The sequence below is a fragment of the Actinomadura formosensis genome (assembly GCF_050948385.1).
Classification (GTDB): Bacteria; Actinomycetota; Actinomycetes; order Streptosporangiales; family Streptosporangiaceae; genus Spirillospora; species Spirillospora formosensis.
On record NZ_CP192011.1, the window covers coordinates 6,417,744 to 6,432,036 of the forward strand.

At 69.4% G+C, this 14,293-nt stretch carries 20 protein-coding genes; 3 read left to right on the forward strand and 17 right to left on the reverse strand.

Annotated elements, in window-relative coordinates:
• Window positions 1-5: 5 nt before the first annotated feature.
• Window positions 6-1,550, forward strand: coding sequence for a hypothetical protein (locus tag ACQP1N_RS30120; protein ID WP_433227769.1), 1,545 nt, complete (start codon window positions 6-8; stop codon window positions 1,548-1,550).
• Between the two features lie 59 nt (window positions 1,551-1,609).
• Here ACQP1N_RS30120 and truA read toward each other — a convergent pair whose 3' ends face one another.
• From truA to infA, 8 genes are all read right to left on the reverse strand, one after another.
• The gene (gene truA, locus ACQP1N_RS30125) at window positions 1,610-2,488 is read right to left on the reverse strand and encodes a tRNA pseudouridine(38-40) synthase TruA (RefSeq protein ID WP_174548920.1); all 879 of its coding nucleotides are present in this window, start codon (window positions 2,486-2,488) and stop codon (window positions 1,610-1,612) included.
• Window positions 2,489-2,796: 308 nt separating this feature from the next.
• Window positions 2,797-3,309, reverse strand: coding sequence for a 50S ribosomal protein L17 (gene rplQ / locus ACQP1N_RS30130; RefSeq protein WP_433227770.1), 513 nt, complete (start codon window positions 3,307-3,309; stop codon window positions 2,797-2,799).
• Window positions 3,310-3,404: 95 nt separating this feature from the next.
• The gene (locus ACQP1N_RS30135; RefSeq protein WP_067806168.1) at window positions 3,405-4,418 is read right to left on the reverse strand and encodes a DNA-directed RNA polymerase subunit alpha; all 1,014 of its coding nucleotides are present in this window, start codon (window positions 4,416-4,418) and stop codon (window positions 3,405-3,407) included.
• Window positions 4,419-4,521: 103 nt separating this feature from the next.
• Complete coding sequence (gene rpsD / locus ACQP1N_RS30140; RefSeq protein WP_067806165.1) at window positions 4,522-5,148, reverse strand: 30S ribosomal protein S4; 627 nt, start codon at window positions 5,146-5,148, stop codon at window positions 4,522-4,524.
• A gap of 20 nt (window positions 5,149-5,168) precedes the next feature.
• A complete protein-coding gene (gene rpsK / locus ACQP1N_RS30145; protein WP_021596710.1) occupies window positions 5,169-5,570 on the reverse strand; it encodes a 30S ribosomal protein S11 in 402 nt (133 codons plus the stop codon).
• Between the two features lie 48 nt (window positions 5,571-5,618).
• Complete coding sequence (gene rpsM, locus ACQP1N_RS30150; protein WP_067806162.1) at window positions 5,619-5,999, reverse strand: 30S ribosomal protein S13; 381 nt, start codon at window positions 5,997-5,999, stop codon at window positions 5,619-5,621.
• A gap of 192 nt (window positions 6,000-6,191) precedes the next feature.
• Complete coding sequence (gene rpmJ / locus ACQP1N_RS30155; RefSeq protein WP_021596712.1) at window positions 6,192-6,305, reverse strand: 50S ribosomal protein L36; 114 nt, start codon at window positions 6,303-6,305, stop codon at window positions 6,192-6,194.
• Window positions 6,306-6,370: 65 nt separating this feature from the next.
• Entirely contained in the window at window positions 6,371-6,592 is a 222-nt protein-coding gene (gene infA, locus ACQP1N_RS30160; protein ID WP_067629441.1) for a translation initiation factor IF-1, read from the reverse strand.
• Between the two features lie 258 nt (window positions 6,593-6,850).
• Between infA and ACQP1N_RS30165 the strand changes: the two genes are divergently transcribed.
• Window positions 6,851-7,462 carry a hypothetical protein gene (locus tag ACQP1N_RS30165; RefSeq protein WP_067806159.1) on the forward strand — a complete coding sequence of 204 codons (612 nt, stop codon included), beginning with the start codon at window positions 6,851-6,853 and terminating at the stop codon, window positions 7,460-7,462.
• Window positions 7,463-7,622: 160 nt separating this feature from the next.
• Entirely contained in the window at window positions 7,623-8,438 is an 816-nt protein-coding gene (locus tag ACQP1N_RS30170) for a phosphodiesterase (RefSeq protein ID WP_067806156.1), read from the forward strand.
• Window positions 8,439-8,454: 16 nt separating this feature from the next.
• Here the strand turns inward: ACQP1N_RS30170 and ACQP1N_RS30175 are convergent, their stop codons facing one another.
• The 9 genes from ACQP1N_RS30175 to rplF all read right to left on the reverse strand — a co-directional run bounded on the left by ACQP1N_RS30175 (window position 8,455) and on the right by rplF (window position 14,284).
• Window positions 8,455-8,901: a DUF1707 SHOCT-like domain-containing protein gene (locus tag ACQP1N_RS30175; protein ID WP_433227771.1), complete on the reverse strand. Its 447-nt coding sequence runs from the start codon at window positions 8,899-8,901 to the stop codon at window positions 8,455-8,457.
• 14 nt (window positions 8,902-8,915) lie between these two features.
• On the reverse strand, window positions 8,916-9,755 hold the full coding sequence (gene map, locus ACQP1N_RS30180; protein ID WP_067806177.1) for a type I methionyl aminopeptidase: 840 nt from the start codon (window positions 9,753-9,755) through the stop codon (window positions 8,916-8,918).
• 69 nt (window positions 9,756-9,824) lie between these two features.
• Window positions 9,825-10,475, reverse strand: coding sequence for an adenylate kinase (locus tag ACQP1N_RS30185; protein WP_067806150.1), 651 nt, complete (start codon window positions 10,473-10,475; stop codon window positions 9,825-9,827).
• Window positions 10,475-11,773 (reverse strand): preprotein translocase subunit SecY, encoded by a 1,299-nt coding sequence (gene secY, locus ACQP1N_RS30190; RefSeq protein WP_067806174.1) that lies wholly within the window; start codon window positions 11,771-11,773, stop codon window positions 10,475-10,477. Before secY ends, ACQP1N_RS30185 begins: the two co-directional genes overlap by 1 nt.
• A gap of 273 nt (window positions 11,774-12,046) precedes the next feature.
• Window positions 12,047-12,523, reverse strand: a complete 477-nt coding sequence (gene rplO / locus ACQP1N_RS30195; protein WP_067806147.1) for a 50S ribosomal protein L15 — start codon at window positions 12,521-12,523, stop codon at window positions 12,047-12,049.
• 1 nt (window position 12,524) lies between these two features.
• A complete protein-coding gene (rpmD, locus tag ACQP1N_RS30200; RefSeq protein ID WP_067806144.1) occupies window positions 12,525-12,707 on the reverse strand; it encodes a 50S ribosomal protein L30 in 183 nt (60 codons plus the stop codon).
• A complete protein-coding gene (rpsE, locus tag ACQP1N_RS30205; RefSeq protein WP_067806142.1) occupies window positions 12,704-13,324 on the reverse strand; it encodes a 30S ribosomal protein S5 in 621 nt (206 codons plus the stop codon). Before rpsE ends, rpmD begins: the two co-directional genes overlap by 4 nt.
• A 34-nt stretch (window positions 13,325-13,358) precedes the next feature.
• Complete coding sequence (gene rplR, locus ACQP1N_RS30210) at window positions 13,359-13,745, reverse strand: 50S ribosomal protein L18 (RefSeq protein ID WP_067806137.1); 387 nt, start codon at window positions 13,743-13,745, stop codon at window positions 13,359-13,361.
• Between the two features lie 2 nt (window positions 13,746-13,747).
• Window positions 13,748-14,284: a 50S ribosomal protein L6 gene (rplF, locus tag ACQP1N_RS30215; RefSeq protein WP_067806135.1), complete on the reverse strand. Its 537-nt coding sequence runs from the start codon at window positions 14,282-14,284 to the stop codon at window positions 13,748-13,750.
• Window positions 14,285-14,293 lie beyond the last annotated feature (9 nt).

The window sequence follows — 14,293 nt, forward strand, 5'->3', positions numbered from 1 at the left end:
TGCTTATGTCTGGACCTAGAGACTCCCGGGAGACCGCCGGGTCGGCGGGAACGTCCGGCGTCCCCGCCGACCCGGCGCCGCCCAGCTTCGGCGGCACGGCTCCCCCGGCCGACGCACCGCCCCCCGCGGACGCGTCACCGCCCGCGGCCGAGACCGCAGGCGAGCCGCCCGGCGAGACCGAGACGGCCGAGCCCGCCCCGCTTCGGCTGCCCGCATTCGGCCTGCAGACCCCCTGGTGGGCCGCCGAGTCCACGGACACGGCCCCGCCCGCCGGCGAACCGGCCGCGGAACCCGTCCCGGCCGGAGCGGAGCCCTCGGCAGAGGCGGCCGAGCCCCTGGCGTCCGGCACCGGGCAACTGCCCGGGACGCTCGTCGCCGGCGCGGGAATCCCGGCCGTCGACTCCCGCGGCGCCGTCCCCGCCGAACCGTTCGTCAAGCCCCCGATCTCGGGCGCCGACACCGACCCCGACGGCTTCCAGCCCGTTCCCCCAGCGGGCGACACCCCCGCCGTCACGACCGCAGAGGACGAGACCGCCGTGGACAACCCCCTCGTGAACGAGGCCGCGGAAGACCGTTCCGCGTCGCCCCACGCCTTCGAGAAGGCGAAGGAGGCCGAGAACGCGTCCGCGTCCCCGGCGGTCGTGCTGGTGCCCGACGCGATCCTGCCGCCCGGCTTCGTGCCGCCCACCGGCAGCGGACCGTTCCCGAACACCGGCCCGGCCGGCGGGGGCACGGCGACCGCCGAGCAGCCCGTGATCACGCCGGTCCACCACGCCGAGGGCGGCACCCCGCCCGCCGGCTCGCCGCCGGGCCGGCCGCCGAAGGGCACCCCCGGCGGCGCGGGCGGCGGGAGCAGGCGCCGGCCGCTGCTCATCGGCGGCGGCGCGGCGGTCGTCCTCGCGACGGCGATCGCGCTGTTCACCGTGGGCGGGACGGGTTCGAGCGGCGACGGCCAGCACCGCGGCGCGGCCGAGCCGTCCGCGGCGCCGAGCACGTCGGCCCCGGCGACGCCGGTCCCCTCGCCGAAGCCCGTGAACATCGGCGACGAGAAGACCGACCCCCAGGACCTCACGTTCCGCGACGTGTTCCCCGAGGAGACGATCCAGCTCGGTGGACGGACCTACGCCCGCGACCGCTGGTCCCTCAACCGCGACGTCTCCTACGCGGCCCGGGGCTCGATGCTGAAGGTGCTGAAGCGGGAGAGCTGCCGCAAGATCATCCGGGCCACGTTCATCGACCAGAAGAACGAGCTCGCCGTCACCTCCGGGATCGCCGTGATGCCGACGAAGGCCGCCGCGATGACGGTGAGCAAGGCCGGCGACCCGGCCGCGTACGAGTGGTTCCGCGGCATGGCGGGCAAGCGCTCCCCCGACATCGACCGCGCCGGCGGCTATGCGGCGGTCACCGTCCGCGGACGGTACGTCGCCTACGCCTACGTGCAGCGGGCGGACGGCAAGAAGGCCAAGCCCGGCGACCCGCTGATCAAGCAGGCGGCACAGCGGTTCCTCGACTACGAACTCCGCCCGATCATCGCCCGCACCCGCGGCTGACGTGAGACGTACGACCGGCGGCCCCCGCTCGGGGCAGCCGGTCGTACCGTGTCCGGCCCCTAGGACATCCCCGGCCGGGACGAGGCGGGCTGATCGACGGCCGCCGCCGTGACGCCGAGCGTCCGCACCCGCCGGGTCTCCCGGGCACGCCGCGCCAGCCCGTCGTCATCGGGGTAGCGGACCTCCTCCAGCGACAGGCCGTGCGCGGGCGCCACGTTCACGCCGGAGTCGCGGACGCGGGCGGCGAGCACCGTCGCGGGCCAGTCCATCTCGCGCCGCCCGTCCCCCACCATCAGCAGCGCACCGACGAGCGCGCGGACCATCGAATGGCAGAACGCGTCCGCCTGCACGGTCGCGGACATCAGATGCGGGTCGCGGTCGTCGCGCGCCCACTCGTAGCGCAGCAGCTCGCGGATCGTCGTCGCGCCCTCCCGCCTGCGGCAGTACGCGGCGAAGTCGTTCTCGCCCACGAGGCGCCGCGCGGCGTCGTTCATCCGGTCCAGGTCCAGCGGACGCGGATGCCACAGCACGTCGTGGCGGCGCAGCGGCTCCACCCCGGCGGGGTTGTCGCACACCCGGTACACGTAGCGGCGCGACAGCGCGGAGAACCGGGCGTCGAACCCCTCCGGCGCGACCGACACGCGCCACACCCGCACGTCCGGCGGCAGCAGCCCGGCGAGCCGGCGCGGCATCGTCCCCTCGATCGCCGAGTACGCCGCCACCGGCACCTCCAGGTGCGCGACCTGCCCGCGCGCGTGGACGCCGGCGTCCGTGCGGCCGGCGACGGTGAGCATGGGCGGCGGATCCATGCGCAGCATGCGGCCCAGCGCGTCCTCAATGACGCCCTGGACGGTCCGCTGGTCCGGCTGCCGCGCCCAGCCCGCGAAGCCCGACCCGTCATAGCCGATGTCGAGCCGAAGCCGCACCAGAGCGGTCATATCAGCCAACTGTCCTTCCGCAACGTCCGTTCCTCGTTGTTCCGCGTTCACCGGGCACTCCCCTGACCCGCTCCCGGCGAACCGTCACCCGCCCACCCTGCCCCCGGGACCAAGCCCGGAAAAAATCGGGCCCGCCGTTCCGTAGTGGAACGGCGGGCCCTCATCATGTCGGCCGAAACCCTCAGCGGAACAGCCAAGGGAGTGGATCACCCCACGTGCGCGGGGAGCACAGCTCGATCACGGCCATCGGGGCGTTGTCGCCCGGATCACCCCCGCCTACGCGGGGAGCACCCTTGGCAATCGAGATCTTACTTAGCGTCGCCCTCGTTGTCCTCGGACCCGGCGGGCGTGGCATCCACGGCCTCGGGCTCCTCGGCAGCGGTCTTGCTGAGGGTGACCTCGCCCTCGGCGGGCTGCTCCTCCTCGGCGGGCTTCGGCGCGGCCTTGCCGGTGGCGGCCGACATCGGCTCCCGCACCAGCTCGATCACGGCCATGGGCGCACAGTCACCCTTGCGCGGGCCGATCTTGGTGATGCGGGTGTAGCCGCCGGGACGGCTCTCGAAGCTCGGCGCGATCTCGGTGAAGAGCCCGTGCAGCACGCCCTTGTCGCGGATCACGCGGGCCACCAGGCGGCGGTTGTGCAGGTCGCCCTTCTTGGCCTTGGTGATCAGCTTCTCCGCGAGCGGACGCACCCGCCGGGCCTTGGCCTCGGTGGTGGTGATGCGGCCGTGCTCGAACAGCGCCGTGGCGAGGTTCGCCAGGATGAGTCGCTGGTGCGCGGCGCTGCCGCCGAGGCGGGCGCCCTTGGTGGGCTGGGGCATGGCGTTTCCTTCCTGCACCGGCCGTGTCAGGTACCGGTGTCAGCTGGTCCCGGGACGGCCGGGGAACGCGCCCCCGGCCGCCGGGAATCGGGTTTCTAGTACTGCTCGGTCTCGGCGTAGCTCTGGTCGTCGTCGCCGTAGTTGTCCGCCGCCGCGCTCGGGTCGAATCCGGGCGGGGAGTCCTTCAGCGACAGGCCCATGTCGCTGAGCTTCTGCTTCACTTCCTCGATGGACTTCGCACCGAAGTTGCGGATGTCCAGGAGGTCCTGCTCGCTGCGGGCGACGAGCTCGCCCACCGAGTGGATGCCCTCGCGCTTCAGGCAGTTGTAGGAGCGGACGGTGAGGTTCAGCTCCTCGATCGGCAGGGCCAGGTCCGCGGCGAGCGCGGCGTCCGTCGGGGACGGGCCCATGTCGATGCCCTCGGCCTCGACGTTGAGCTCCCGGGCCAGGCCGAACAGCTCGACGAGGGTCTTACCGGCGGACGCGACCGCGTCGCGCGGCAGCATCGCCTGCTTGGTCTCCACGTCCAGGATGAGGCGGTCGAAGTCGGTGCGCTGCTCGACCCGGGTCGCCTCGACCTTGTAGGTGACCTTGAGCACGGGCGAGTAGATGGAGTCGATCGGGATCCGGCCGATCTCCTGGCCCGGCTGCTTGTTCTGCGCGGCGGAGACGTAGCCGCGGCCGCGCTCGACCGTCAGCTCCATCTCCAGCTTGGCCTTGTTGTTCAGCGTGGCGATGTGCAGGTCCGGGTTGTGGACCTCGACGCCCGCCGGCGGCGCGATGTCGGCCGCGGTCACCTCGCCCGGGCCCTGCTTGCGCAGGTACATGACCACGGGCTCGTCGTGCTCGGAGGAGACGACGAGCTCCTTGAGGTTCAGGATGATGTCGGTGACATCCTCCTTGACCCCGGGGACGGTGGAGAACTCGTGCAGGACGCCCTCGATCCGGATGCTGGTGACGGCCGCACCGGGAATCGAGGAGAGCAGGGTACGACGCAGCGAGTTGCCGATCGTGTAGCCGAAGCCCGGCTCCAGCGGCTCGATGGTGAACCGCGACCGGTACTCGTCGACCTGCTCTTCGGTGAGAGTGGGACGCTGAGCGATGAGCATGGTGATGCCTTCTTTCCGCGGTGCCCGCTATTTGACGACCGCAGTGTTCCGGTGTTCCCGTCCCGCCGGGATCCATCCATGGACCCCGGCGGGACGCTGAGCCCTACTTGGAGTAGAGCTCGACGATCAGCTGCTCCTGGACGGGAGCGTCGATCTGCTGCCGGACCGGCAGCGAGTGCACGAAGATCCGCATCTTCTCCGCGTCCACGCCGAGCCACGCCGGGACGGTCACCTCGCCGGCCTCGGCCTTGGCGACCTGGAACGGCGTCATCTCCTGCGACTTGGACTTGACGTCGATGATGTCGGCCTCGTCCACCAGGGCCGACGGGATGTCGACCTTCTTGCCGTTGACCCGGATGTGGCCGTGGCGGATGAGCTGACGGGCCATGTCGCGGGACTTGGCGAAGCCGCCGCGGTAGACCACGTTGTCGAGCCGGCGCTCCAGCAGGACGAGCAGGTTGTCACCCGTCTTGCCCTGCTGGCGGTTCGCCTCGACGTAGTAGTTGTGGAACTGGCGCTCCAGCACGCCGTAGATGCGCCGCGCCTTCTGCTTCTCACGCAGCTGCAGCAGGTACTCGGTCTCCTTGGGCCGACCGCGACCGTGCTCACCCGGCGGGTAGGGACGGATCTCGATCGGGCACTTCGGGCCCATGCACTTGCTGCCCTTGAGGAACAGCTTCATCTTCTCGCGGCGGCAGAGCTTGCAGTCCGCACCGGTGTAACGAGCCATTGTCGTGTGTTCTCCCTGCCTCAGACCCGGCGGCGCTTCGGCGGGCGGCAGCCGTTGTGCGGAACGGGCGTGACGTCCTGGATCGAGCCCACCTCCAGGCCGGTCGCCTGCAGCGAGCGGATGGCGGTCTCGCGGCCCGAGCCCGGGCCCTTCACGAAGACGTCGACCTTGCGCATGCCGTGCTCCATCGCGCGCCGGGCGGCGGCCTCGGCGGCCTGCTGCGCGGCGAACGGGGTGGACTTGCGCGAGCCCTTGAACCCGACATGGCCCGAGGAGGCCCAGGAGATCACGTTCCCGTTGGGGTCGGTGATCGAAACGATCGTGTTGTTGAACGTGCTCTTGATGTGGGCGTGCCCGTGAGCGACGTTCTTCTTCTCCTTGCGGCGCACCTTCTTGGCGCCGACACGGCTCTTAGGAGGCATGTGCTCTCTCTACTCGTGAGGTCATCGATCCGGAGGACCGACTCCGGACTACTTCTTGCCGGCCTTCTTCTTGCCGGCCACGGTCTTCTTCTTGCCCTTGCGGGTACGCGCGTTGGTCTGCGTGCGCTGACCGTGCACCGGAAGCCCGCGGCGGTGCCGGATGCCCTGGTAGCACCCGATCTCGATCTTGCGGCGGATGTCCGCCTGGACCTCGCGGCGAAGATCACCCTCGATCTTGTAGTTCGCCTCGATCCAGTCGCGGAGCTTCACCAGCTCTTCGTCGCCGAGCTGGTGCACCCGCAGGTCGCCGCTGACGCCGGTACCCGCGAGGGTCTCCAGCGCCCGCGTCCGGCCGATGCCGAAGATGTAGGTGAGAGCGACCTCCAAGCGCTTGTCGCGCGGGAGGTCGACGCCGAGAAGGCGTGCCATGTTGGGCAGTTCCCTTCATAATGCGGAGGTATGGACGCACCGCGTCCGCACACACCCTGCCCGGGTGGCGGCCCCGGCCTCCGACGATCCGAGGGTGCTCCTCCACACGACGCTGCCGTACGGCCCGATCCAGGGGATCGGACGGCGTACGGCCACGTGTGAAGGCTGCGGTGCGCTTGTCTGTTGTGTGCGTCAGCCCTGACGCTGCTTGTGGCGCGGGTCAGAGCAGATGACCATGACCCGGCCGTGCCGGCGGATGACGCGGCACTTGTTGCAGATCTTCTTGACGCTCGGCTTGACCTTCACTGGGTCTCCTGGAGATAAGGGTCACCCCCGCGCCGCCACGCGCGGGGAAGGCAACCCCAGTGGGATTACTTGTAGCGGTAGACGATCCGACCGCGCGTGAGGTCGTAGGGGCTCAACTCCACAACGACGCGGTCGTCCGGCAGGATCCGGATGTAGTGCATCCGCATCTTGCCGCTGATGTGGGCGAGCACCTTGTGCCCGTTCTCCAGCTCCACCCGGAACATGGCGTTCGGGAGGGACTCGATGACGGTGCCCTCGATCTCGATGGCCCCTTCTTTCTTGGGCATGTCCTCCGCGCTTCGCTGATCGGCTCATTGGACGCGGCCCGGGTCTCCAGAGGAGAATCGGCCGCACCCCACCACGACGCGAGAGCGTCGGAAACGGGGATTCAGGCGGCCGGCGACGGACCGACAAAGGAGTCTACGTCAACCGGGCGCGCAACGCGAAATCAACACCTGCCACGGGTCCGGAGACTGCTCCCGACCCAAGCATACAACGCGTCCGCGTTGTACCTTTCGAGGAGAGAGACTTCGAGGAGGATCAGCATGCCGAGCTATGACTTCGCGCTGATCCTCAGCCGTCCCCTCTACGAGGAGGAGCTCGACCCGCTGTTCGACCGTACGCACGGCGCGGTCACGGTGTCGATCATCAGCGAACCGCAGCACGCCGACCGTCCTCCAGCCCCCGCCCACCACCATCCAAACGACGAGCTCCGCTCGGCGGACCGTCTGGGCAACGCGTCCTGCTCCTGGCCCGGCGCCACCCTCGCCGCGGCGATCATGGAGGTGGTCGAGCACGTCGAGGAGAGCGCGCCCGGCCTGCACGTCCTGCAGGTGGAGGCCGACCCGCTGCTGACGATCCGCGACATCGCCGAACGCGTCGGCCGCTCGTTCGACTCGGTCCGGCACGCCATCACCGGCGCGCGCGGCGCCACCGGCTTCCCCTCGTCGGAGATGTCGGCCGCGGGCCACCGCCTGTGGCGCTGGTCGAAGGTCGCCGCCTGGTACGGCCTGGAGGATCCGCAGCTCATCGAGGCCAAGCCCACCGTCCAGGCCATCAACGGCTGGCTGGCCCTGCGCGACGTGGTCCCCGACGTGGCCCCCGCTCCCGAAGAGGTCACCTCGGCCCTCTCCCTGGTGATCCCCCACGTCGCCTGACCTCCCCTGCCGTGGGCGTGGGGAGCGCCTCCCACAATGGATCATCTGCCCCGAGTCGACAGGGGCGCGGGCGGGGGCCAAGATCGTCACGTTGCACAGGCCCGGAGGTGCCCGGAGGAAGGCCCCCGTGATGTGCTGGGGGCAAGGGGAGGATCGATCGATGGCGATCATCGCGCAGCTGAGCGACATCCACCTGGCGGCCGGGCGGGACGGCGAGGTGGACGACGGCTCGGGACCGGTGCGCGCCCTGCGGGCCGCCGTGTCGAGCCTGCTGTCGCTGCCCGCGCGTCCGGACGCGGTGGTCCTCACCGGCGACCTCGCCGACGGCGGGCGGCCCGCCGAGTACACGCGGCTGCACGCGCTGCTGTCGCCGCTGCCGATGGCCGTCTACCCGATGTGCGGCAACCACGACGATCGCGACGAGATGCGGAAGGTGTTCAGCGACCATCCGGCCGTGGTGGCGTCGGCGACGGCCCCCCAGGCGCCCATGCAGTACGCCGTCGACGTGGCGGGCGTGCGGCTCGTCTGCTGCGACACCGTCGTGGACGGTCATCCGCATGGGCATATGAGCGAGGAGCGGCTGGCGTGGCTGGACGAGGCCCTGCGCGCCGCGCCCGACACGCCGACGGTCATCGCCACGCACCATCCGGCGTATCCGATCGGGATGCGGTTCATCGACGATCTGCGGTTCGTCGACCCCACCGGGTTCGTGGCCGTGATCTCGCGGCATCCGCAGGTGGTGCGGGTGATCTCCGGGCACGTCCACCGGGCGTCGGCGGGGTCGCTCGCCGGCAGGGTCAGCACCACGTGCCCCAGCACCTACCGGCAGCTGTTCCTCGACCTCACCAAGGAGGGACGCGCGGCCGTCACCGGGGAGCCCGCCGGGTTCGCCCTCCACCTCATCGGCGAGGACGGCACCGCCACCACGCACTTCGCCCCGACCGGCAACTACCGCCCGCTGATGGACGTGGAGTGAGGCGCGGAGTGGACGGTCAGCAGCCGCCGTGCCGGTCGCCGAAGATCGTGCGCATCAGCAGGATCGCGCCCCACGGACCCGCCACCCAGATCCACCACGGGTAGACCACGCCGGTCGTCGCCATGAGGATCAGCCAGATGGTGACGTTGATCGCGCTGACCGTCGCCCACGCGCCCCACATCGCGCGCATGCGCTGCGTCACGAGGTCCCCGGACGAGACCTTCGCCGCGGACGCGGTGCTCTTCGGCTGCGTCGCCGGGACGGGCAGCTGGTAGAGGTCCTCCTCCGGCAGGTCGGAGGTGACCTCCTGGAGCTGCCCGAGGGTCTTCGCCCCGTACACCGACTCAAGCCGCTCCTGCAGCTCGTCTATCGTGATCCGGCCGAGCGCGCAGTGCTCACGCAGGCTCGCGGCCACCCGGTCGCGGTCGGCGTCCGAGGCCCGGATGTCAGGGTTCGGCGCCATCGTTCCTCCGCTTCTCAGGACGAGCTGTCATTCCCATTCTGCGCGGGTGAACCGAGCTTGCGAAACCATTCACGGCCCTCGTCCAGTGCCGTCAGGACGCGCGGGCCGTCCGCGGTGACCGCGAACGTGTGCTCGAAGTGCGCCGAGTACCGCCCGTCGGTCGTCACGACCGTCCAGCCGTCGTCCAGTTCCAGGGTCTCCTTGGTGCCGAGGTTCACCATCGGCTCCACCGCGAAGCACATCCCCGGCTCCAGGACGGGACCGTGTCCCGGCGCGCCATGGTTGGGGATCAGCGGGTCCATGTGCATCTCGGTCCCGATGCCGTGCCCCCCGTAGCCCTCAACGATGCCGTAGCGGCCCTGAGAGCGAATGTGAGCCTCGATCGCGTGGGACATGTCCGTGAGACGGGCCCCGGCCTTTCCGGCGGCCAGACCGTGCCACAGGGACGTCTCGGTGACCTCCAGGAGCCGCCGCAGCTCCTCGGTGATCTCCCCGACGGGAACGGTGACGGCCGCGTCGCCATGCCAGCCCTCGACGATCGCGCCGCAGTCGATGGAGATGACGTCGCCGTCCCGCAGCACCTTCCCGGCCCGCGGGATGCCGTGCACGATCTCCTCGTTCACCGACGCGCAGATCGTCCCGGTGAAGCCGTAGTAGCCCTTGAAGGACGGGACGCCGCCGTTGTCGCGGATGTGCTGCTCGGCGAGCGTGTCCAGATCCAGGGTGGTGATCCCCGGTTTGACGGCCTCGCGCAGCAGTTCCAGCGTCCGGCCGACCAGCAGGCCCGCCGCACGCATCAGCTCGATCTGCTCCGCGGTCTTCATCTGGATCGCGGGCCTACGCCGTCTGAACATCATTCTCCCTGCACCGGGTTCGCCGGCACCGCCGGGCGGGCGCGGGACCGGGGCCCGCGCCCGTGCCGTTCACTTCTCCAGCGGGCGGAGCGCGGCCAGGGCGCGCTTGGTGACCTCTTCGACCGGGCCCGTCGCATCGATGCCGACGAGGATGCTCTCGTCGGCGTAGAACTGCACCAGCGGGGACGTGTCGTGCCGGTACACCTCCAGCCGGTGCATGACGACCTCTTCCTTGTCGTCGTCCCGCTGGAACAGGTGACCGCCGCAGTCGTCGCAGATGTCGTCCTGCTTGTCGTCGAAGTCGACATGCCAGATCCGGCCGCACTTGTCGCATGTGCGCCGGCCCGACAGCCGCCGGACGACCTCGTCCTCGTCGACGACCAGCTCCAGCACGATGTCCAGGCGGGTCTCCCACTCGGCGAGGATCTTCTTCAGTGTCTCCGCCTGGGGGACGTTGCGCGGGAAGCCGTCCAGCAGGAAGCCGTCGGCCGCGTCGTCCTGGGCGAGCCGGTCGCGCACCATCGCGATCGTGATCTCGTCGGGGACGAGGTCACCGCGGTCCATGAACTGCTTGGCCTGCCGGCCGAGCTCGGTCCCGCCGCTCACGTTGGCGCGAAAGATGTCACCTGTCGAGATCTTCGGGACCGACAGATGAGATGCGATGAACTGGGCCTGCGTCCCCTTGCCCGCTCCAGGGGGGCCCACCAGCACGATACGCACTACCGGAGGAAGCCCTCGTAGTTACGCTGCTGCAGCTGACTCTCGATCTGCTTCACGGTATCCAGTCCGACGCCGACGACGATGAGGATGCTCGTGCCGCCGAACGGGAAGTCCTGGCTGGCTCCCAGGATCGCAAGGGCCACCATGGGGATCAGGGACACGAGCCCCAGGTACACCGCACCGGGTGTGGTGATCCTGGTCAGCACGAAGTCGAGGTATTCGGCGGTCGGCCGACCAGGACGGATACCTGGGATGAATCCACCATACTTCTTCATGTTGTCGGCGACTTCAGTGGGGTTGAAGGTGATCGCCACGTAGAAGTACGTGAAGAAGATGATGAAGGCGAAGAAGATCACCATGTGCCAGGCGTTGTCCTGCTGCAGGTACGGCTGGACCTTCTGCAGCCACTTGGCGTTGGGCCACAGCTGGGTGGCCAGAACCGGCAGGTAGAGCAGCGAGGACGCGAAGATGATCGGGATGATGCCGGCCTGGTTCACCTTCAGCGGGATGTAGGTCGACGTCCCGCCGTACATGCGCCGGCCCACCATCCGCTTGGCGTACTGGACGGGGATGCGCCGCTGCGCCTGCTCGACGAACACGACCCCCGCCATGATCGCCAGACCCACCAGGACCACGATCGTGAAGACGAAGCCGTTCTTGCTCTTGTAGATGGCCCAGAACTGGGACGGGAAGACCGCCACCACCTGGGTGAAGATCAGGATCGACATGCCGTTGCCGACGCCGCGGTCGGTCACCAGCTCGCCGAGCCACATGATGACGGTCGTGCCCGCCACCATGCAGATCACCATCGTGATGATCGGGAAGATGCCCTTGTCGTACAGGATGTCTCCGCTGCCGGACACGCCCTGGAACAGCTGCCCGGTGCTCGCCATCGCCACGATGCCGGTCCCCTGGAGGATCGCCAGCCCGACCGTCAGGTACCGGGTGTACTGGGTGATCTTCGTGGTACCGGCCTGGCCCTCCTTCTTCAGGGCCTCCAGGCGCGGGATCACCACCGTCAGCAGCTGCAGGATGATGCTGGCCGTGATGTAGGGCATGATGCCCAGCGCGAAGACCGAGAGCTTCAGCAGCGCGCCGCCGCTGAACAGATCAACGAGCCCGTAGAGGCTGGTGTTGCTCTGCTTGGCCGCATTGGCGGTGTCCTTCAGCACCTTCACGTTCACGTTCGGTGTCGGCAGGATCGACCCCACCCGGAACACCAGGATCATGAAGAGCGTGAAAAGGATTTTTTTACGCAGGTCAGGCGTACGGAAAGCCCGAGCGAACGCGGTCAGCACCATTCCTCCTGAGGACCTGCATCTATTGCGGCAGTACCGTCCTGGTTGATCCCATAGCGAGCGGGTACATGGCCCGCCGGTGCACACTGTATCCGCCGTCCTGACCGAAGCCGCAACGGCGAAGGGAAAACAGCCCGCCACAGTGTAGCGACTCCGCGGACCGTCACGAACCCCCTCGCTCGCACCCGAAGTCCGTGGGGAACGGGCGGGCAAAGGAAGAAGGCCACGGCCGTTCCCTCCAGGAGGAGACGGCCATGGCCTTCTTGGAAAAACCTACAGCTCGTCGGTGGTACCACCGGCGGCGGCGATCTTCTCCTTGGCGGCGCCGGAGAAGGCGTGCGCCTTCACCTGGACCGCGACGGAGATGTCGCCGGTGCCGAGGATCTTGACCGGACGGCCGCGGCGCACCGCGCCCTTGGCCGCCAGGTCCTCCGCCGTGACCTCGCCGCCCTCGGGGTAGAGCGCGGCGAGCTTGTCCAGGTTCACCACCTGGAACTCGACCCGGTTCGGGTTCTTGAAGCCCTTCAGCTTCGGCACCCGGCGGATCAGCGGCATCTGGCCGCCCTCGAAACCGACGGGGACGGTGCTGCGGGCCTTGGTGCCCTTGGTGCCGCGGCCGGCGGTCTTGCCCTTGGACGCCTCGCCGCGGCCCTTGCGGGTCTTGGCCTTGTTGGCGCCAGGGGCCGGACGCAGGTCGTGCACCCTGAGCGGAGTTCCCTCGGTCGTGTCCTTACCGAGATCAGCCGCCATGTCAGTCGACCTCCTCGACGGTGACCAGGTGTGCCACCGTCCGGATCATGCCGCGCACCTCGGGGCGGTCCGCGCGGACCACGCTCTGCCCGATCTTCTTCAGGCCGAGGGTGCGCAGCGTGTCACGCTGGTTCTGCTTCTCGCTGATCACGGACTTGGTCTGCGTGATCTTCAGGTTGCTCATGAGGTCGCGACCTCCGGCCTCGGTTCGGTGCCGGCCGCACGAGCCCGCAGCATGGCCGCCGGGGCGACGTCCTCGATCGGCAGGCCGCGCTTGGCCGCGATCTCCTCCGGACGCTTCAGCGCCTTCAGCCCCGCGATCGTCGCGTGCACGATGTTGATCGCGTTCTCGCTGCCCAGCGACTTGCTCAGCACGTCCTGGATACCGGCCGCCTCCAGCACGGCGCGCACCGGGCCACCGGCGATCACGCCGGTACCGGGGCTGGCCGGACGCAGCAGGACCTCGCCCGCCGCGGCCCGCGCCTGCACCAGGTGCGGAATCGTGCCCTGGATCCGCGGCACCTTGAAGAAGTGCTTCTTGGCCTCTTCGACACCCTTGGCGATCGCCGCGGGCACCTCCTTGGCCTTGCCGTAGCCGACGCCGACGGTCCCGTTGCCGTCACCGACGATCACCAGGGCGGTGAAGCTGAAGCGACGCCCGCCCTTGACGACCTTGGCGACACGGTTGATCGCCACGACCTTCTCGATGTACGACTGGCCCTTGTCGGCGCCACCGCGGCGGTCGTCGCGGCGGTCGCGACGGTCGCCACCCTGACCGCCACCACGCCTCTGCGCTGCCATCAGTGGTTCCTCTCGTTCACCTTGTACAGGGCCATTAGAGCTTAAGGCCCCCCTCGCGCGCACCGTCCGCGACAGCGGCGATGCGGCCGTGGTACTTGTTGCCGCCGCGGTCGAACACGACCGCGGACACGCCGGCCTCCCTGGCCCGCCGGGCGACGAGCTCGCCGACCCTGCGGGACTTGGCCGTCTTGTCGCCGGAGTCGGCGCGCAGGTCCGCCTCCATCGTCGACGCGTAGGCCAGCGTGTGGCCCTTGTCGTCGTCGATGACCTGGACGAACACGTGCCGGGTGGAGCGGGTCACGACCAGGCGAGGCCGCGCGGCGGTGCCCACGACCTTCTTCCGGACCCGCAGGTGCCGGCGCTTGCGGGACTTGGCCCGCGCCGACGTGGCCTTCGCGGCCAGGGTCTTCGTGCCTGCCATGACTACTTACCAGCCTTTCCGACCTTGCGGCGGATCTGCTCGCCCTCGTAGCGCACACCCTTGCCCTTGTACGGGTCGGGCTTGCGCAGCTTGCGGATGCGCGCGGCGATCTCACCGACGAGCTGCTTGTCGATGCCCTCGACGACGAGCTGCGTCGGCTTCTCCACCTTGAAGGTGATGCCTTCCGGCGCCTCGAAGGGGATCGGGTGGCTGTAGCCGAGCGAGAACTCCACGTTCTTGCCCTTGGCCACCACCCGGTAACCGACGCCCTGGATGACCAGGGTCTTCTTGTAGCCGTCGGTGACCCCGACGACCATGTTGTTGATCAGCGTCCGGGTGAGCCCGTGCAGGCCGCGCACCTTGTTGACGTCGTTCGGCCGGGTGACGACGATCTTGCCGTCCTCCTGGCTGACCTCAATGGGTTCGACGACGGTGTGCGACAGCGTGCCCTTCGGCCCCTTGACGGTGACCTCCCGGCCGTCGAGGGTGATCTCGACACCGCTGGGCACGGTGATGGGAAGACGTCCGATACGAGACATTGGTCAGTA